Source organism: Galbibacter sp., assembly GCF_035306585.1.
Classification (GTDB): Bacteria; Bacteroidota; Bacteroidia; order Flavobacteriales; family Flavobacteriaceae; genus Galbibacter.
The window spans coordinates 1-19,954 of sequence record NZ_DATGNU010000058.1; the positions used below are offsets into that span (position 1 = coordinate 1).

Sequence of the window (19,954 nt, forward strand, 5' to 3'; positions counted from 1 at the left end):
GAGTATGTGTTGACCTTAAAGCAGGATTTAGAAAGTAAATAACTAAAATCAACTATCAAAAAGAAGATTCAAGGATATGTATACGTTTTCAAATAGATTAAGAATAACATCTTTCATTTTAATGATAGTTGGTGTTCTTGGTATAGGGTATGGTTTTTTAAGCGCTCCTTCTACCATTGAAGAAGCTAAAGCCATTGTGACATCCACTCAAAGCCATCATGGCGGTGGACATGAACAAGCACACGATGCCGCGACTCACCACGAAAATACTACAGCACAGACAGATGCGCATGCAGACGATCACGCAGCTCATGATGCCCATACGCTAAGTAAACTACAGAATAGGCCATGGTCTGCGTTCCTAATCGCTGCCTTCTTTTTCTTTATGTTGTCATTAGGAGCATTAGTGTTTTATGCAGTGCAACATGTATCACAGGCAGGCTGGTCGCCCGTATTATTCCGAATTATGGAAGGTGTTACTGCCTATTTAGTTCCTGGAGCAATCATTCTATACGTATTTTATGTATTGACAGCAGGGTTCCATATGAACCACATGTATATTTGGATGGATTCCGATATCATGGCAGCCGATAAAATATTGCAATTAAAATCGGGTTACCTGAATATACCGTTCTTCTTAATTAGATCTTTACTTTTCTTAGGAGGTTGGTGTTTCTATAGATACTATGTTGTAAAACAATCTAGATTACAAGATGAGGCTGAAGATTACACGCCTTACAAAAAGATATTCAAATCATCGGTTTTCTTCCTGTTATTTTTCTTTGTAACAGAATCTGTGATGGCTTGGGATTGGTTCATGGGTCTAGAACCGCATTGGTATAGTACATTGTTTGCTTGGTATATCTTTGCAAGTATGTTCGTATCAGGTGTAACGGTGATTGCAATGGTACTGGTATATCTAAAATCCAAAGGACTAGTTGACTTTGTGAACGATAGTCACCTGCATGATTTAGGGAAATACATCTTTGGATTGAGTATTTTCTGGTCTTACCTATGGTTCGGACAATTTATGTTAATTTGGTATGCTAACATCCCTGAAGAATCAGCCTACTTTATAACAAGAGTAGAGCATTACGGTGTGGTGTTTTTTGGAATGTTAGTGCTAAACTTTGTGTTCCCATTCTTAATGTTAATGAATACCGATTTCAAACGTAGAGGATGGTTTATAATAATGACAGGTATCGTTGTTCTTATAGGACATTATATGGATGTATTCCAGTGGGTAATGCCTTCTACAGTTGGTGAATTATGGAGTTTTGGTATTCCAGAGATTTCAAGTGTGTTGTTCTTCTTAGGACTGTTCATTTTTGTGACCTTTACTGCTATTGCGAAGATGCCATCATTGCTTGATAAAAGAAACCCACTTATTGAGGAAAGTAAACACTTTCATTATTAATTGAATAATAAATAGTAAACAGGATATATACGATGACTGCTGTATTAATAATAATTGTTCTTCTACTTGTTGCCATTGCAATTTGGCAGATGACAAAGATTTTTGAATTGTCTCAATTTAACGCGGATGATTCACAAATAGCTACTGATAAGGATAACAAGGTTAATGGGTATTTAATGTTTGCTTTTCTAGTTTTCATCTACCTACTCACTATATTTTGTTTCTGGGAATGGGGAGGTGTATTACTTGGAATTCCAGCGTCGGAACATGGTGAGGATATCGATAATTTGATGTTTATTTCCATGGTTCTTATCTTTACTGTGCAAATTATTACGCAGGCTTTACTGCACTATTTTGCCTTTAAATATCGAGGAGTACAGGGAAGAAAAGCACTCTTTTATGCCGATAATGATCGTTTGGAGTTTATTTGGACTATTATCCCAGTAATTACCTTGGCTGGTTTGATTCTTTACGGATTGTTTACATGGACTTCCGTGATGAATGTAGATGAAGAGGAAGGAGATCCAATTATCATTGAACTATATGCTCAGCAGTTTAACTGGAAAGCCAGATATGCTGGTAATGACAATGTTTTAGGTAGTGCCAATGTTAGATTAATCGATATTGATAAGAATAACATGTTGGGGATTGATGAATCAGACCCCTATGCTGAAGATGATATAGTTTCTCAAACTGAAATTCATCTGCCTGTGGGACGTAAGGTTATATTTAAAATGCGTTCTCAGGATGTTCTTCACTCGGCTTATATGCCACACTTTAGAGCACAGATGAATGTTGTACCAGGTATGATAACCCAGTTTGCATTTACACCAACGGTAACTACTGAAGAAATGAGATTGAACCCTGATATGGTAGAAAAGGTTCAACACATTAATCAACTCAGAGCGGATAGAAAGGCAAATGGTGAAACTGATAATATAGATCCATGGGAGTTTGACTATGTTGTTTTATGTAATAAGATTTGTGGGTCTTCACACTATAATATGCAAATGAAAATTATAGTGGAGACCCAAGAAGAATTTGATGCTTGGATAAAAGAGCAGCAGACCTTCAAACAACAAATGGCAGCTGCCCAGTAATTGGTAATAATAATATATATAAAATAGTTTTAAAGGAGAAAGATTATGTCAGCAACATCACAAGCGCATATGGAAGATCACGCACATGATCATCATAAACAAAACTTTATATCAAAGTATATCTTTAGTATGGATCATAAGATGATCTCTAAGCAGTATTTGATTACTATGTTGTTTATGGGGATTATCGGGATTGTAATGTCTGTTCTTTTTAGAATGCAGATTGCATGGCCTGGAGAATCATTTAAAATATTCGAAGTTTTACTAGGAAGATGGGCGCCAGAGGGTGTTATGGATCCTAATATATATTTGGCTCTGGTGACGATTCACGGTACCATCATGGTATTTTTCGTACTGACTCAGGGGTTAAGTGGTACATTTAGTAACCTACTTATTCCACTTCAGATCGGTGCACGAGATATGGCATCTGGTTTTATGAATATGCTATCATACTGGTTGTTCTTTATTTCTGCTGTTATCATGCTTCTTTCTCTATTTGTTGAAGCTGGACCTGCAGCAGCTGGTTGGACGATTTATCCTCCACTTAGTGCCTTACCACAGGCTCAGGGAGGTTCAGGTACTGGTATGACAATGTGGTTGATTTCAATGGCGATCTTTATTGCTTCATCTTTACTTGGATCATTGAACTACATTGTAACGGTATTAAACCTACGTACAAAGGGAATGTCTATGACAAGGCTACCATTGACAATATGGGCCTTTTTTGTAACTGCTATCATCGGTGTTGTTTCTTTCCCAGTTTTATTATCAGCGGCGCTTTTGTTAATCATGGATCGTAGTTTTGGAACATCATTTTTCTTATCCGATATTTTCATTCAAGGTGAAGTTTTACACTATCAAGGGGGATCTCCAGTATTATTTGAACACTTATTTTGGTTCTTAGGTCACCCTGAAGTTTATATTGTAATTCTTCCGGCGATGGGTATAGTTTCTGAGATTATGTCTACCAACTCTAGAAAGCCAATTTTTGGATATAGAGCGATGGTTGCATCGATCTTAGCTATTGGATTCTTATCAACGATTGTTTGGGGACACCACATGTTCGTATCTGGTATGAACCCATTCTTAGGGTCTGTGTTTACTTTTACAACTCTTTTAATTGCAATTCCTTCAGCCGTTAAAGCATTTAACTGGATAACTACAATATGGAAGGGTAACCTTCAAATGAATACGGCCATGTTGTGGTCTATTGGATTCGTTTCTACATTCATTACTGGTGGACTTACCGGTATTATCGTAGGAGATAGTGCTTTGGATATTAACGTTCACGATACGTACTTTGTGATTGCTCACTTCCACCTAGTGATGGGTATCTCGGCTGTTTATGGTATGCTGGCTGGTATCTACCACTGGTATCCTAAAATGTTCGGTAGAATGATGAATAAGAATTTAGGCTATATTCACTTCTGGATCACAGCGGTCTGTTCTTATGGGGTATTCTTCCCGATGCACTTTGTTGGACTGGCAGGGGTACCAAGAAGGTACTATACCAATACAGCCTTCCCTATGTTTGATGACCTAACAGATATTCAAATTGTGATGACCGTGTGTGCTATTATCGCTGCACTTGCTCAGGTGATATTCTTGTATAACTTTTTCCATAGTATTTTCTACGGTAAGAAGGCAACGCAAAATCCATGGAATTCAACAACTTTGGAATGGACAACACCAATTGAGCCTATCCACGGAAACTGGCCAGGTGCTATTCCGGAAGTTCACAGATGGCCTTATGATTATAGTAAGGTAGATGAGGATGGTGAATATGTTATTCCAGGTCAGGATTTTGTTCCGCAGCATATACCTCTACAAGAGAATGAAGAGGAATTGAATCACTAGAATGATTTAAACATACATATAATAAGCAATGCCATCTTCGGATGGCTTTGTTTATTTATATAGATGGTTAATTACTTTACAATCCCATCGTGGACAATGATATAACTGCACTGTTGTTCTTCTCACCTTGGCATGGTAATGCTAAGGCAGCTTGCCTACTTTTGTAAATACGATTTTTAGTTAATAGGTAATTTATACTAAGGGATTATAGCTCCGTAAAATGCCATACACTATTTTTTTCCAGGATCAATTTTGGTCCTTTCTCTCCCCATCAGCAATAGCCGTTTCCTTAAAAGTCATTAATAAAATCCTTAATTGGATCTTGAAATCAGGTTTTGTTTAATTTTTAAATCCCAATCTAAATTTTCCTTCTTAAAGCAGGTTAACTATGAAAGAATTGCGAAGTTTAGCGCTATAATTCTTCATTGCCGAAATTAGGCTCCTAATTGCTTTTTATCTAGTGTGGATAGCCTCCATTTTAGTAGCTTTGGCGTAATTGTCGGCAATTCACAATGGTATTACTGCTTCTATATTTCATAGCGAATTGGTATCCTATTTTATTGCCACAGCAAAAAAAGGGGATTGATCAATTTGCTTAACTGTAATAATGAGGAATTATTCGGATTTTTCTACTTTGTTATTTTTAAGATCTCCTTCTTTAAGAAATTCTTCAAATAATTTACTTTTCAGATGTTCTGCAAGTTGGAGGCGAAGGGCATTGTAGGCGTTTATTACCCGTGTTCGGGTAATATTTATTGAATCAAGTACGCTATTTTCATCTAGGCGATTCTTAAGCTGTTTAGTAAAGGTGTTCAGAACTAATATTCTGCTTTTTACTGCTGGATTATCGAATTTTGCAGGTATTAAAGAATCTTTGGCTAGCTCACTGTTAATCCTGTTAAATTCTTCTGCAAAATACGTTAAATCTCCATGATCTTGTCTTTGGAAACGCTCCATAAGGATGCTGAGTTCCCTAAATTTCTCCCACTGCCCAATAGTATTCATTTTTTCCTTGCTAATGGGAGCGATGGGTGGTAGGGCTCTATAGTGAACAGTAGTGGAGTCTATTTCGGCCTCTTGATTTTGTGAATTACCATTATTGTTTCCACAACCTACTACAAGTAATAGTCCTAGAGTTACTGAGATATATTGAATTCTTTTCAATGCAAATGTGTTTACATACGCTCCAAAGATAAGGAGTCCAACTTCAAATGCCAAGGTATTTTTATCCAGCCACTTTTATTTTTATGTGCCAATACTTAATTCCTAAGATGTTCCTCTACCTCACTTAGAGTCTTTTTGGTATGACATAGCTTTTTATAAGTTTTTGTATTCAGATCTACTTAAATAGGCTAGGATATGTGGCTTTTCTCAGGTAGCTGCCAGCAACAGAATTCATCTATCATTACATTTTCTGTAGCGAACTATCATATTTATAACCAATGCAACATTCAATGCTGAAAACCCTTAATAAATTGTTAATTTAAAAACTAAAAATTCTGAACGATAACAATTTATGTTAAATTGCATCGATATTTAACAAAACGAATCTAATATGAAGTTCAATTTCCAAAAACCTTTGTTTTATGGGTTAAGCTCAGTTCTACTGGTGACGGCTTGTAAGACTGAGAACAAAAAGGAAGTGGCTACAGTGGAAACTGTTCCTGGGATTAATTTATCTTATATGGATACAACCACGAGCCCTAAGAATGATTTTTTCCGGTATGTCAATGGGACATGGCTTGATGAAACTACAATCCCTGATGACAAAACGGTCTGGGGTAGTTTTAATGAACTACGAGTTCAAACTGATGACGATGCATTAGCTGTTTTATATGCAGCTGAAAAGAATCCAAATTTGGATGTGAATTCGGACCAGGCTAAAGCCGTTCGATTATTCCAATCCATTATGGATACAACCTCAAGAAATGAGCAGGGAATAAGCCCATTAATGCCTTATTTGGAAAAGTTAGAAGCGATTGATAACAAGGAGGATTTACAAGCGTACCTTATTGAAATGACTCCTGTTATGGGAGCCAAATTTTTTAGATTTGGTGTCGGATCAGATGCTAAAGATAGTAATAAAAATTCAGCGTATCTCGGTGCTGGTACTTTAGGGTTGCCTGATAGAGATTACTATTTAGAGAAGGATCAAGAGAGTAAAGAGCTTCGTGATAAGTACCTTGCACATATCACTAAGATGCTTCAGTTTATTGATATCGATAAGCAGCAGGCTTCCAAACAAGCTGCAGAAATCCTGGCTTTTGAAACCAAATTAGCTACTCCAATGCTCGATAAGGTGCAACGAAGAGATCCACAGACAACTTACAATCCAACGGCTATATCTGACTTGGAAAAAATGGTTCCAGCATTTGACTGGACTGGGTATTTTAAAGGTATTGGTGCCTCCGGGATTGATACCATTGATATCAGTCAAGTGGACTATACAGCTTCCTTACAAGAGGTTTTTCAAGATTCTAAAATAGAAACTTTAAAAAATTACCTTAGATGGTCCTTGGTCAATGATGCAGCAAGTACGTTGACTATGGATATGGAGCGTGCTAACTGGGAATTTTACAGCAAAGAATTAAGAGGTGCTCAAAAGCAAGAGCCTCTTGAAAAAAGAGCGCTCCAGACCGTAAATAGCATGATAGGCGAAGCATTAGGTAAGCTTTATGTAGAAGAGAAATTTCCTGCCGAGGCAAAAAAAGTTGCCCAAGAAATGGTAGCAAACGTTTTTGAGGCCTTCGAAGCTAGAATTAATGCTTTAACATGGATGGACCCTCAGACTAAGAAAAAAGCGATTGAAAAAATAGAAAAAACAACCGTTAAGGTAGGTTATCCAGATGTTTGGAAGGATTACTCTTCCATAGAAATTAAGGTAGCTAATCAAGGAGGATCATACTTCCAGAATAGCCTTAATATAGGGAAGTGGTATTTTGACCGTACTATTAATAAACTAGGTAAGCCAGTGGATAAATCGGAATGGTTTATGTCACCTCAAACGGTAAATGCATATTTCAATCCTTCCTATAACGAAATTGTTTTTCCCGCGGCTATTCTTCAACCACCCTTCTTTAATTTTAAAGCAGACGCGGCTGTAAATTACGGTGGAATCGGAGCAGTAATTGGACACGAAATATCTCATAGTTTTGATGATAGTGGTGCTGATTATGATGCCAATGGTAACCTTGAAAACTGGTGGACTGAGAAGGATTTAATCCAGTTCAACGCTTTGGGAGATTCCTTGGCTGCTCAATATAGCCGTATTGAAGTACTTCCAGAGGTGTTTATCAATGGGAAGTTTACTCTTGGAGAAAATATCGGTGATCTAGGTGGGGTAAACGCAGCTTATGATGGTCTGCAATTACACCTTAAAGAGCACGGATCACCTGGTTTGATCGATGGATTCACACCAGAGCAACGTTTCTTTATGTCATGGGCTACTGTTTGGAGAACTAAGATGAGAGATGAAGCTTTGAAAACTAGAATAAAAACAGATCCACATTCTCCAGGAATGTATCGTGCAACCCAACCGTTAATTAACATGGAGGTGTTTTACCAAGCTTTTGATATTAACGAAGGAGATCAGATGTATTTAGCGCCAGAGAAGCGCGTTAAGATTTGGTAAAGGCATGCTATAGATCTAGTAATAGATACAATTAAAAAAAGGCATTCTAAATTTTGCTATTAGAATGCCTTTTTTAATATAGGTAAAACCTTTACAAACTTATTCTTGGTCGGTTGCAGGTGCTGCTTCAGCTTGTGCTTTTTGATTCAAAAGGAGGTCTTTGATTTGTTTGGCTAATTTAAAATTGGGTGCTATCTCAATTGCTTGGTCTATATAAGAGATCGCTTGATCGATATTCGATTTGTCCTTATTGTATTCTAAGAGTCCTTTTTGATAAGTAAAAGCTGCCTTTAATGGCACCTGGTACGGAGGATTGGATTGGTAGAATGGTAGTACATCCTTTTCAGTTGCATTATCCAAACCATATTTTATATAGGTTTCAGCTTCAGCTGTTTTTCCTATTTGTAAATTTAGATCAACAATGTCATAAGCTACATAAATATCAGGGTTTCTCCCGAACATGATGTCAAACTGATTCACAGCTAATTGAGGCTGATTTAATGCCTTAAGGGAACGCGCTTTGACCTCTACAGCTAAATCCGATGCTTTAGGGTCATTCTCTGTACCTAGTAGATTAATGGCTTGAACGTGTTGTCCTGAATTGCTATAGAAAAAAGCAAGGGTATCTGTTCTAGCCTCGTTAGGTTGTAAAACATTTAAATGCGTAAGTGCATTAATAACCCCTTGTACATCACCCTGATGCTTCATTTGTTCATAAAAGGCCTTGTAATGGGTTAAAAGTTGCGAATTGTTCTGTGAGAATCCAAATAAAAATGAACAAAGCAACACGATGGTAAGTGTTTTCTTCATGTGTAACTAGTTATGGTTTAACCTCAGTGTACTTAAAGCGCAAAGCTATTAATTTTTTTAATATACATGAAGGGGTATTTTACAAGGGACTACGGGTATTGGAAATTTGGATAAGCTGGGGTGTAAACTTACGTCCCTGAAAACAGAACACATCACATAAGGAATTAGTAAGTACAAAAAAAGAGAGCGGATTTAAAAACCCACTCTCTTCTTAATAAACTAATCTAAACTAACTTAAAAACCTAACCTAATCTTATAAGTTCAAAAAATGAAAACTATAATGTTTTGTTCTTTTCTATGGTGTAAAGATACCAAACTATGGCGCTTTAGTTGGTCACTTTAAGTGGGTTTAACCATTATTTAACTGGAATATAGTCTATGTGTTAAGGTTTTTAACGTAACTTAGATATTCAGTCCAGGAAATTTGAATTCATATGCTAACTTCCTGTTAATATACAATGAATTAATGGTCTTTCCAGGGGTAGAATGATTCTCTTGAAAAGGGGGAAGAACTAGGTTGAGTTGTTTGGCAATAGCGGAATAATAATCTCCACGTGTTGGGTGTGAGGGTGCCACAGCATTAATGATTAGGCGCCTAGAAGGCTCATTAATGATTAGGTCGATGATGCCAATACAATCCGTTAGGTGAATTAAATTTACTGGCTGATTTGGATGTTGTAAAACATCTTTTTTGGCCAATTGAAAAACAGGGTGGCGTCCTGGTCCATAAAGACCAGCACAACGAATTACTTTAATAGATAAATTCGTACAATCCATCAATAATTTTTCAACTTCTAAAATTTGACGTCCGCTGCTTGTCTCAGGAAGGGTAGGACTACTTTCATCTACCACTTTTAGTGTGTTTCCGTAGACAGATGTACTACTTATAAATATGATGTTTTTCGTATTGCTCTTTTTAATTTTTTTGATTAATGTTTTCATTTTCGAAACGAAATTCGATTCGGGATTCGCTTTTAGTTTCGCAGGCACACTGATGATGAGCACATCAAGGTCCTTTAAAAAGTAATCCAAATTGCCTTCACTATGATGGTTGTGAATTGCAATTAAGAATGGATTGATATCATGTAAGGCTAGTGATACTATTTTATCTAGCGAAGTGGTAGAACCCCTTACCTGGTATCCCTTTTTTATAAAATGCTTAGCTAGCGGAAATCCCAACCATCCGCACCCCAGAATCCCAATTTTTTTCTGCATTATAATTTCAATGTTTTTTTAGTGAGCACCGCATCGTTTAACACAAAGGGCATTGCAATGGTGTTCTTCGGACGATCCGGAACACTAAATAAAGAGTGGTTCAAAAGGTCATAAGAGACCTCGTAAATTTGAAAGCTTAGCTGGTCTTGTTGGCTGCACTCTAGTTCAATATCGGTTGATTGATTCTCACTGATATAATGGGTAAAGAGGCGATCGGATCGTTTGAATAAATAGGATAGGGGGACAGGTATCCCATTTACAGTACACCTACTAATTTTAGTAGCGGTTGTTGTAACCTCTAATCGATCTATTTTTCTATTAGGTGAAATGTGTAATTTTATTTTTCTCCGGCCTCTAAAGCTCGTGTCTTGTAGGACTTTGACCGTCGGGGCCTTAATGTTTTTTACTGGTGCTTGCGCAATTTTTGAGTAACTAGTGGCATATTTGCTGCTTAATTCGCCCGAAAGGGTGGTGCTTTGTACACTGTCAGCGATGTATTGTTCAAGCCAGGAATTCAGTTCCTTGTTATAAGTAGCCCAATGTGCTTTTTGTGTATCTAAATCTAGGAGATAGACCAAGCTAGTCGGATGTGGTCTTTCAGGTGAAGGATACGAATTTAGATGGGCAGATATAAAAAATAAAGCGCTTAGGAAGAGCCCCAGAAGGGCATAGCGGCTTTTATTTCTATAGTATCCTATTACTGGAAGTAATAATCCAAAAAGTAACACACTTAATACCGTACTGCTAATGACCAATTTTAAACCTAATGCAACTGGAAACATCTGTATAAAAGGAGCAAGGATCCAAATTGAAGGTATGCATAGCGCAATCAGATACCCTATAGGTGGTCGCTTATCCTTGGCTTTTATTAGTATCCATAAGGATGTCAAGGAGGCATAGGTAAGGATGATAAAAAAGCTTGCTCCTTTCAGATAAAAGGCTATACCTAGGCACAGAAGCAACCACAATCCAACGGGGACGATAACAAGTTCTGCGATTTGAACATTTTTAATTTTTGAGTAGACAAAAAAGCATATCGAGAAACTTAAGCAAGTCAAAGCTGCAATGTATAGGTGCCCGTTATAAGGGAACCCATGGAGTATATCCCTATACTGCGGATAGATAACTTGTAGACCAGGCCAAGCAATGTATCCGATTCCTGCACATAGAATTAAACACGCCAGGAAAAAAAGTACACTTTTAAAGACTCCACGAGAGTTAATCGTTCTGTTTGAAATTGCTAAATAGAAGATATAAAAAAATGCCAAAATTGCTATAATAAGCATGGGATATATCCAACTAAAGGGGTAATACACAAAATTAAAGATTGGAAAGTCAAAATAGATATTATCCTCGTTGGATTTTAGGATGCTCAGATCCGCATTAGAATAATACTCTAATAGTGGTAATAAGTAGGATATTTGATGCTTTAATGTGTTTTGATTTAGATTCTCGTAGCGATCCCTGGAGGTGTGATAATCGAAGTGATCATCTATAAAAGCAAAATTAAAACCATCAATGTTTGCAGTCTCTCTGAAGACCGTTAGATCTGTATCATTAGGTAACATTTTGTAAACGCTGTAGGCCAGGGAATTTGCTACGGGAAATTCGACACTGGATTTTTCAAAAGTCTCAACGAGATTTTTGTTTCCATTATTGGTTTCGAGCAACATATAACTCGGGCCTCCGCTTCCTCTGGCTTCAAAATTTAATACGAGCCCAACATCCTTTGCCCATGGATGTTTGTTTACGAATAATTGGGCTCCAAGTAATCCTAGCTCTTCAGCGTCGCTAAAAAGTACAATAATATCATTGGCTGGTTTTTTACCAGCGTTGAGTAGACTATTGATTCCTTCTAAAATAATGCTCACTCCAACGGCATCATCACTCGCCCCATAGGAAGAATGAGGGCTACTATCGTAATGGGACAATAACAGCAAGGCATTTGAGGAAGAGCTACCTTTAATTCTAGTAAGAATGTTATTGACCATAGCAAGATTACCCCAATGGCCAATGCTATAACCTTTTTGCGTCTCCACTTGCAATCCCATGGATTTAAGTTGATCCATTAAGTAGCTTTGAACCTCCTTGTGGGCTTGGGTCCCCACATAATGTGGGCGTTTAGAAATTATTTGGATGTGATCTTGAACATTCTTAATCGAATAGTCTTTAATGTCAAATTCCCCTTGAGGTGTAAGATCATAAAACCGCCAGGCGCATACAGCCAATAATATAACAAAAGATATGACAAGACTAAATTTTTTCAAAGACGGTTGAATTGTTGACTATTTATAAAAATAAGGAATATATTATTAATTGTTGCATTTCTGCGAAATTTATAGATTTTGACAATGCCTAATAAAATTGCCCGAATAGATGTGAATAGTTAAGAAATAATCCAAAAATTTTCATTATATTTAGTGTTTACAGCCAATCTTAAAAAAATATAGAAGTATGGGGATCAAAAGTTTTCAGGGAGCTAGAGAGGATCAAAAAAAGGAGTACCATGCTCCCATATTGGTATCAGATTATATGACCAGAAGTTTGGTGATTTTTAAACCAGAGCAATCCATATTAGAGGTAATGGAACTCTTTGTGAAACACAAAATTTCTGGAGGACCTGTTTGCGATGAGAAGGGGGGGCTTGTAGGGATTATCTCCGAGGCTGATTGTATGAAGCAAATTTCAGAGAGTAGGTATTTCAATATGCCAATTCTAGATAAAAGTGTGGAAAAATTTATGTCCACCAAGGTGGAAACCATTCCGTGTGATATGAATATATTTGATGCTGCATCTCAATTTTACAATAGTCATAGACGGCGTCTGCCCGTACTGGATCATGGTAAACTTGTTGGACAAATCAGTAGGAAGGATGTCGTTATTGCCGCTTTAAAGCTTAACAGCCACAATTATTAGGTCTTTTTTGGAGTGCTTTAAAGGATATATCTATAGGTGGTCTTGTTTCTTATTAACCACTTGGTAGAGATCGTGTCTGCGGTCCTTTAAGACCCGGACGCTCCCATATTGGTGAAGTTCCTTTAGTAAATCCAAATTAACATCAACAATTAACGTCATCTCCGTGTTGGGAGTTGCTTGCGCTTTAATGCCATCATTTGGGAAGGCAAAGTCAGAAGGGGTGAGCACGGCAGCTTGCGCATATTGGATGTCCATATTATTAACCTTTGGCAGATTACCCACACAACCAGCAATAACGACATAGCATTCGTTTTCTATTGCCCTAGCTTGCGCACAACTTTTAACTCTTGTATAGCCATTTTGAGTATCTGTTAAAAAAGGGACGAAGAGTAATTGCATTCCCTGATCAGCCATAATCCTACTGAGCTCTGGAAATTCCACATCATAACAAATCATAATACCAATTTTTCCACAATCGGTATCAAAGGTCTTAATTTGATCACCTCCTTTCATTCCCCAATGCGCCACTTCATTTGGGGTAATGTGTATTTTGGTATACATCTCCGAGGTGCCATCCCGTTTACAAAGAAATCCTGAATTGTATAAATTGCCATCTACAATATGTGGCATGCTCCCTGTGATGATATTGATATTATAGGATATGGCAAATTCTTGGAATTTTTGATAAATAGGTTCGGTGTATTTGGCAAGCTCCCGAATTGCATCAGCCTCATTGAGATGATTGTAATCGGCCATCAACGGGGCGATGAAGAGCTCTGGAAACAGTGCAAAATCACTTCCATATCCTGAGACAGCATCAATAAAGAATTCCGCTTGATCAAATAGGGATTCAAGATTTTTTAGCGGTCTCATTTGCCATTGGATAAGACCAAGGCGTACAACTGATTTTTCTAAATTGATGAGTTTAGGACTTTGATCGTAATAAATATTGTTCCATTCCATCAAAACCGCATACTCTAAGGAATGTATATCGCCTTCAAGGTAATTTTTCATGATTTTCTTTACGTGAAAATCATTGCTCAACTGAAAGGCCAAAACAGGATCGAACAGCTCCTTCATCTTAACCTTTTCAATATATTCTTTGGGGCTGATTTGGTTGGCGTATTTACTATAATTTGGAATACGACCCGCAAACATAATGGATTTGAGGTTCAACTGCTCGGTGAGTTCTTTTCTTTTTTCATAAAGACGTCTTCCTAGTCGAAGTCCTCTGTATTTTGGATGAATGAATACATCGATTCCATAGAGTATGTTGCCATGGGGATTGTGAGTGGAAAAAGTATAGCCCCCTGTAATTTCTTCGTAGGTGTGGTTTTGCTCCACGGTGGAATGATCCACAATAATAGAAAGCGCACAACCCACTACCTTATCATCCACTAAAACTACTAATTGTCCATCCGGAAAAAGAGAAAGCAATTTGCGAATTTCACTCTGCTTCCAAGGTGCATCTTCCATTCCAGTATAAGCCTCCACCATAGAAGCTCTGAGTTCCAAATAGTCCTGCATTACTAAATTTCGAACTTCAAGTTTGTTGATGGTTTCCATATTCAATGTATTGAAATTATCTGTGGTATGGGGAAGGTTGTGCTGTATTTAATAACCTGCGTGAGGAGGTCATTAATTTAGGAAAAAAGTTAACAATCGAAATAGTGTCTATATGTTTAAATCACAAAGTCGCTTTGGTATTTAGCCATGCGACTTTGAATTAACTTATGCTGCCTTTTCTTCCATTAAATCGAAGCAAGGGCATCTCTTACAGCGTTTAGATTCGCTTTTTCGATATTTTTCACAACACTTGGACTTGAGCGCTTTCTTTTCTAGCTCCTTAAGTTTGTGATTTTTGATTTTTTTCTCCTTTTTGTCTTTCTTCTTTTTGCCCAAGAGACTACCTATTAAAGTAAAACAACGGGCAAATATATTTATTTAAATTAAATCTAAATAAACTTTAACACTAAATAACTTAAAATTATTCGGATGGTAAATTAGCCTGGGTAGTAGCCGTTAATTGTTCAATATCTCGATCGAATAAATACAGGCCACCTTTATCATCCCCAATTAAATTAATTTTATCCAATATGGTTCGAGCCATCGCCTCTTCTTCGATCTGTTCTGCCACATACCATTGTAAGAAATTGTGTGTAGAATAATCTTTTTCTTGCAGGGTAACATGGACTAGTTCATTAATACTTTCTGATACAAATATCTCATGATCGAGTAGCATCTGGAACATATCCTTAAAGCTATCAAAGGTTACATTAGGCGCTTTTAAAGCGGATATCTTTGCATGTCCTCCTCGTTCGTTTACAAACTTCACTAACTTCAGCATATGTTCTCTTTCCTCATCAGATTGGGCATACATAAATTGAGCCACACCTTGCAAACCTTTAACTTCAGCCCAACAAGCCATTGCTAAATATATTTGAGATGACTCTGCTTCAACGGTTATCTGTTTGTTCAATAACTCTTCAACTTTCTTTACTATCATAATTTCTACTTTTAAAGTTAAAGTTATAAAATTATCCCTTCCATGGGTCGTAATTTGGCTTCAGAGTATTAATTTAAAAGCAGTCTAATTCTAGCTTATCAAGCTATTAGAAGTTCATGGAGAGTTGGATGCGTCTTCGGTCTATATCTACCTCCAACACTTTCACCTTTACATGTTGTTGTACACGTACAATTTGATTGACATCAGAGACGTAGGAATCACTTAGGTTGGATATATGGACTAATCCACTTTCTTTAATCCCGATATCGACAAAACATCCAAAATTGGTCACATTGTTGACAATACCAGGTAGGATCTGACCTGGTTTAAGATCTTTAATGGAGTTAATGTTGGGGTCAAATTCGAAAATTCGTGCCTTGGCTCTTGGATCAAGACCAGGCTTTTTTAACTCTGCAGTGATATCCTTTAGGGTAAGCATGCCCACTGTGTCGCTAAGGTAGTGTTCTAGAGGGATTTTATCAATTTTCTCTGGCTCACCAATGAGCTCCTCTACCCTTATACCCAAATCTTTTGCCATTTGCTGCACTAGCTGGTACCGCTCTGGGTGTACTGCAGAATCATCCAAAGGATTTGAAGGGCTCTTTATTCTTAAAAAACCAGCGCTTTGTTCATAAGCTTTTTCTCCTAATCGGGCTACTTTTAAAAGGTCTTTTCTAGCGGTAAAAGCACCGTGTTCAGTGCGGTATTCTATGATGTTTTCTGCAAGCTTTTCTCCAATTCCTGAAACATATTTCAACAGCGAACTACTAGCGGTGTTTAGGTTGATCCCCACTTTATTAACGCAGCGCTCTACCACACGATCCAAACGTTGTTGTAATTTGAGTTGATCCACATCATGTTGATATTGACCAACACCTATGGACTTTGCTTCGATTTTAACAAGCTCCGCTAAAGGATCGGATAGTCTTCGTCCTATAGAAACGGCTCCTCTTACCGTAACATCATAATTCGGAAATTCTGCTCTAGCGATCTTTGAAGCTGAATAGACCGAGGCGCCTGCTTCACTCACCACATAGACCTCAATAGGCTTCTCAAAACCTATTCGTTTGATGAGTTGTTCTGTTTCTCTTGAAGCGGTGCCGTTCCCAATAGCGATGGCTTCTATTTTATATGCATTTACTAGCGTAAGAATTTTTTTAATGGCCTTTGATGCTTCTTTTCTTGGTGGGTGAGGATAGATGGTCTCATTGTGTAATAGGTTCCCTTTTTGATCCAAACAAACTAATTTACACCCACTTTTAAAACCTGGATCCAAGGCTAGTATACGTTTTTCTCCAAGTGGGGGGCTCAAAAGAAGTTCCGTTAAATTCTTTTCGAAGACTGTGATAGCAGTGTCATCTGCCTTTTCTTTTGCCTTCGATAAGGCTTCTTTTGCTAAGGCGGGGTACAACCCTCGTTTATAAGCATCCTTAGCCGCTAATTCTATTTGGTCTGCGCAAGAGTTTTTAGCTTTTAGAACCTTCGATAAAATAAGCTCAAGAGCTCTTTGTTCATCGATCACTACTTTTATTTTGATAGCACCTAAGGCTTCCAATCTTAAGATAGCCAATAGGCGGTGGGAAGGACATCTTGCAAGTGGTTCATTCAAGTTGAAATAATCACTATGATGCTGGGCTGCTTCAGGGGTATCTGTTGTTTCCACCTTTTTGGTTTGTATAGCTGCATAGCGCTCGAATTGTCTCCTTAGTTGTTTTCTAATATCAAGGCGTTCTTTAATCCATTGCGCAATGATGTGGCGAGCACCCTCGAGTGCCATCTCAGAGGAGCTGACATGCGCTGAGGTATATCGCTGCGCAACGGAATCTAAATCCGTTGCATTTTGAGCCATGATAATCTTAGCCAGTGGCTCCAATCCATGCTCTATAGCAGTATCTGCCTTGGTTTTTCTACTTTTTTTATAAGGGAGGTAGAGATCCTCCAATAGGGTCATTTCTTGACAGTTTTCGATTTGGTCTTTGAGTTGATCGGTAAGTTGATGTTGCTCTTCAATGGATTTTAGGATACTTAATTTCCGAGCCTCCAGGGTCTCAAATTCCTTTTTAAAGCTGGCGATAGCGCCGATTTGAACTTCGTCTAGATCACCCGTTATTTCCTTGCGATACCTTGCTATAAAAGGTATGCTACAGTCTTGATTTAGAAGACTGACCGTGTTTTGGATCGATCTTTTTTCAATAGGCGTTCGGGCGCTAATATAATCAAGTATCGAGAGCATCATTGGGGTGTATAATAGTTAAAAATCTTCTTACGCATACGAGCGTTTGAAATTTATCTGATAGCAGTTCCGTTGCTTACCTCTTGTTCATCGGGGTTAATAAAGACAATTTTACCACTACGGTTATTTGTCATAAGAATCATCCCTTCACTTAAGACACCTCTTAGTTTTCGTGGAGCTAGATTCACTAAAACGGTCACTTGTTTTCCGATGATTTCTTCGGTCTTAAAGTCCTTTGCAATGCCAGAAACAATGGTTCTGACATCAATTCCTGTGTCCACTTTTAGAACTAGAAGTTTATCCGCCTTAGGCATTTTATGAGCCTCCAAAATGGTTCCAGTACGGATATCTAGTTTCGTGAAATCATCAAATTCAATAATGTCCTTTTGAGGTTCTACCGCTGCATTATTGGCTAAATTTTCCTCTTGATTTTTCTTTTTGGTCGCCTCTAATTTGTCCAATTGTTTTTGAACTTGTTCATCTTCAATTTTAGAAAATAACAGAACTGATTGGCCAATAGTATGTCCGGATTGGATCAGTTCGGTTTGATTCTTAATTTGCTCCCAGGTGGGAAGGGTTTGCAGGTTATCAAAGGCAAGTATACCTTTTAGTTTTTTAGATGTAAAAGGCAAAAATGGTTCACTCAGTACAGCCAGTGCAGTAGCGATTTGAAGCGCTACATACATAATGCTTTTTACGCGTTGTGGATCTTGTTTTACCACCTTCCAGGGTTCTTCCTCCGCAAGGTATTTGTTCCCTAATCGTCCCACGGCAATCAATTCAGCAGCAGCTTCTCTAAAGCGATATTTTTCAATGAGATTTGAGATCAGCCCTGGGTATGATTTTAACTCCTCCAAGGTTTGTAAATCACGGTCGGTTAATTCACCAGCCTCTGGAACATTACCATTGTAATACTTGTGAGTAAGAACCGTAACCCTGTTGACAAAGTTCCCAAAGATTGCCACAAGTTCATTGTTGTTTTTAGCCTGGAAATCTTTCCAAGTAAAATCATTGTCTTTCGTCTGAGGTGCATTGGCTGTAAGGGTATAGCGCAATACATCTTGTTGGTCTGGAAATTCCTCCAAATATTCATGAAGCCAAACTGCCCAATTTTTGGAAGTGGAAAGTTTTTGGCCTTCTAAGTTTAAAAACTCATTTGCAGGCACGTTTTCAGGTAAGATATAATCGCCATGGGCCTGAAGCATGGATGGAAATATGATACAGTGAAATACAATATTATCTTTACCAATAAAGTGAATTAACCTAGAATCTTTCCAGTAAGGCTCCCAGTCTTTGCCTTGACTTTTGGCCCATTCTTTGGTTGAAGAAATATAACCGATAGGAGCATCAAACCATACATATAGGACTTTGCCTTCTGCGCCTGGAACTGGCACTGGAATTCCCCAATCTAAATCCCTTGTTACTGCTCTGGGCTTGAGTCCTTCATCGATCCAGCTTTTTACCTGACCGTATACATTAGGTTTCCAGTCTTTTTGGTGACCTTTAATGACCCACTCACGCAAGAATCGCTCATATTGATCTAAAGGTAAAAACCAGTGTTTGGTCTTTTTTAATACAGGCTTACTGCCAGTGATGGTTGATTTAGGATTGATTAAATCAGTAGCATTTAATGAACTACCACAGTTTTCACATTGGTCACCGTAGGCAGCCTCGAATTGACATTTAGGACAGGTACCTGTGACGAAGCGATCCGCTAGAAATTGTTCTGCCTCCTGGTCGTATAATTGCTCGGTTTCCTCCTCTATAAATTTACCGTCCTCATAGAGTTTTTTAAAAAACTCAGAGGCCGTTTTATGATGAATTTCATTGGAGGTTCTTGAGTAATTATCAAATGAAATTCCAAACTCTTGAAATGAGTTTTTTATAATATGGTGATATTTATCTATAATTTGTTGAGGACTTACACCTTCCTTTTTAGCCTTCATAGAAATGGCCACTCCGTGTTCGTCACTGCCTCCAATAAAAGCTACATCCTTGCCTTGGATACGCAAATACCGGGCAAAAATATCGGCGGGAACATAAACTCCCGCAAGGTGTCCGATATGTATTGGACCGTTGGTGTAAGGTAGGGCGGCGGTAATGGTAAACCGATTTTTATTTTTGGCAACGTCGTTGTACTCCATCGAATTATTTGATTTTTAAGGACACAAAAGTAATGTTTTATGCGGAGAAAATGATAATGAACCAGGCTTTGATAAGCAAACTTTTGATTCTATTTGGAGCAGAGGGATCGAGCAATTTTGTTACC

13 protein-coding genes are annotated in these 19,954 nt (G+C 37.9%); 5 read left to right on the forward strand and 8 right to left on the reverse strand.

All coding sequences use genetic code 11. The annotated features are described in order from the left end of the window. The first annotated feature begins 76 nt into the window (after window positions 1-76). The 3 genes from VKY50_RS06495 to VKY50_RS06505 are packed head-to-tail and all read left to right on the forward strand — an operon-like array spanning window position 77 to window position 4,374. Window positions 77-1,417 carry a quinol:cytochrome C oxidoreductase gene (locus VKY50_RS06495; protein ID WP_324300068.1) on the forward strand — a complete coding sequence of 447 codons (1,341 nt, stop codon included), beginning with the start codon at window positions 77-79 and terminating at the stop codon, window positions 1,415-1,417. 32 nt (window positions 1,418-1,449) lie between these two features. Further along, window positions 1,450-2,517 (forward strand): cytochrome c oxidase subunit II, encoded by a 1,068-nt coding sequence (locus VKY50_RS06500; RefSeq protein WP_324300070.1) that lies wholly within the window; start codon window positions 1,450-1,452, stop codon window positions 2,515-2,517. Between the two features lie 45 nt (window positions 2,518-2,562). Beyond that, window positions 2,563-4,374 (forward strand): cytochrome c oxidase subunit I, encoded by a 1,812-nt coding sequence (locus VKY50_RS06505; protein WP_324300072.1) that lies wholly within the window; start codon window positions 2,563-2,565, stop codon window positions 4,372-4,374. 615 nt (window positions 4,375-4,989) lie between these two features. On the opposite strand, the gene VKY50_RS06510 is transcribed toward VKY50_RS06505, so the two are convergent. Continuing rightward, on the reverse strand, window positions 4,990-5,538 hold the full coding sequence (locus VKY50_RS06510; RefSeq protein WP_324300074.1) for a hypothetical protein: 549 nt from the start codon (window positions 5,536-5,538) through the stop codon (window positions 4,990-4,992). A gap of 391 nt (window positions 5,539-5,929) precedes the next feature. On the opposite strand from VKY50_RS06510, the gene VKY50_RS06515 reads away from it, so the two are divergent. Beyond that, window positions 5,930-8,005 (forward strand): M13 family metallopeptidase, encoded by a 2,076-nt coding sequence (locus tag VKY50_RS06515; RefSeq protein WP_324300076.1) that lies wholly within the window; start codon window positions 5,930-5,932, stop codon window positions 8,003-8,005. A 99-nt stretch (window positions 8,006-8,104) separates the two neighbouring features. Here the strand turns inward: VKY50_RS06515 and VKY50_RS06520 are convergent, their stop codons facing one another. The 3 genes from VKY50_RS06520 to VKY50_RS06530 form a co-directional block, all read right to left on the reverse strand. Continuing rightward, window positions 8,105-8,815, reverse strand: a complete 711-nt coding sequence (locus tag VKY50_RS06520) for a hypothetical protein (protein WP_324300078.1) — start codon at window positions 8,813-8,815, stop codon at window positions 8,105-8,107. 402 nt (window positions 8,816-9,217) lie between these two features. Further along, the gene (locus tag VKY50_RS06525; RefSeq protein ID WP_324300080.1) at window positions 9,218-10,030 is read right to left on the reverse strand and encodes an SDR family oxidoreductase; all 813 of its coding nucleotides are present in this window, start codon (window positions 10,028-10,030) and stop codon (window positions 9,218-9,220) included. Beyond that, window positions 10,030-12,297 (reverse strand): M28 family peptidase, encoded by a 2,268-nt coding sequence (locus tag VKY50_RS06530; protein WP_324300083.1) that lies wholly within the window; start codon window positions 12,295-12,297, stop codon window positions 10,030-10,032. The genes VKY50_RS06525 and VKY50_RS06530 overlap by 1 nt, the downstream gene beginning before the upstream one ends. A gap of 187 nt (window positions 12,298-12,484) precedes the next feature. Between VKY50_RS06530 and VKY50_RS06535 the strand changes: the two genes are divergently transcribed. Next, a complete protein-coding gene (locus VKY50_RS06535) occupies window positions 12,485-12,946 on the forward strand; it encodes a CBS domain-containing protein (RefSeq protein ID WP_324300085.1) in 462 nt (153 codons plus the stop codon). Window positions 12,947-12,976: 30 nt separating this feature from the next. Here VKY50_RS06535 and VKY50_RS06540 read toward each other — a convergent pair whose 3' ends face one another. The 4 genes from VKY50_RS06540 to metG form a co-directional block, all read right to left on the reverse strand. Beyond that, window positions 12,977-14,512, reverse strand: coding sequence for a bifunctional GNAT family N-acetyltransferase/carbon-nitrogen hydrolase family protein (locus VKY50_RS06540; RefSeq protein WP_324300087.1), 1,536 nt, complete (start codon window positions 14,510-14,512; stop codon window positions 12,977-12,979). A gap of 421 nt (window positions 14,513-14,933) precedes the next feature. After that, window positions 14,934-15,452 (reverse strand): ferritin, encoded by a 519-nt coding sequence (locus VKY50_RS06545; protein WP_324300089.1) that lies wholly within the window; start codon window positions 15,450-15,452, stop codon window positions 14,934-14,936. A 106-nt stretch (window positions 15,453-15,558) separates the two neighbouring features. Next, window positions 15,559-17,685 carry a Tex family protein gene (locus VKY50_RS06550; protein WP_324300102.1) on the reverse strand — a complete coding sequence of 709 codons (2,127 nt, stop codon included), beginning with the start codon at window positions 17,683-17,685 and terminating at the stop codon, window positions 15,559-15,561. Window positions 17,686-17,738: 53 nt separating this feature from the next. Further along, the gene (gene metG, locus VKY50_RS06555; protein WP_324300091.1) at window positions 17,739-19,829 is read right to left on the reverse strand and encodes a methionine--tRNA ligase; all 2,091 of its coding nucleotides are present in this window, start codon (window positions 19,827-19,829) and stop codon (window positions 17,739-17,741) included. Window positions 19,830-19,954: the final 125 nt, after the last annotated feature.

Coding starts and splice junctions, on each gene's coding strand:
- VKY50_RS06495 (WP_324300068.1), top strand. CDS start 77: ATGTATACGTTTTCAAATAGATTAAGAATAACATCTTTCATTTTAATG.
- VKY50_RS06500 (WP_324300070.1), top strand. CDS start 1,450: ATGACTGCTGTATTAATAATAATTGTTCTTCTACTTGTTGCCATTGCA.
- VKY50_RS06505 (WP_324300072.1), top strand. CDS start 2,563: ATGTCAGCAACATCACAAGCGCATATGGAAGATCACGCACATGATCAT.
- VKY50_RS06515 (WP_324300076.1), top strand. CDS start 5,930: ATGAAGTTCAATTTCCAAAAACCTTTGTTTTATGGGTTAAGCTCAGTT.
- VKY50_RS06520 (WP_324300078.1), bottom strand. CDS start 8,815: ATGAAGAAAACACTTACCATCGTGTTGCTTTGTTCATTTTTATTTGGA.
- VKY50_RS06525 (WP_324300080.1), bottom strand. CDS start 10,030: ATGCAGAAAAAAATTGGGATTCTGGGGTGCGGATGGTTGGGATTTCCG.
- VKY50_RS06535 (WP_324300085.1), top strand. CDS start 12,485: ATGGGGATCAAAAGTTTTCAGGGAGCTAGAGAGGATCAAAAAAAGGAG.
- VKY50_RS06540 (WP_324300087.1), bottom strand. CDS start 14,512: ATGGAAACCATCAACAAACTTGAAGTTCGAAATTTAGTAATGCAGGAC.
- VKY50_RS06545 (WP_324300089.1), bottom strand. CDS start 15,452: ATGATAGTAAAGAAAGTTGAAGAGTTATTGAACAAACAGATAACCGTT.
- VKY50_RS06550 (WP_324300102.1), bottom strand. CDS start 17,685: ATGCTCTCGATACTTGATTATATTAGCGCCCGAACGCCTATTGAAAAA.
- metG (WP_324300091.1), bottom strand. CDS start 19,829: ATGGAGTACAACGACGTTGCCAAAAATAAAAATCGGTTTACCATTACC.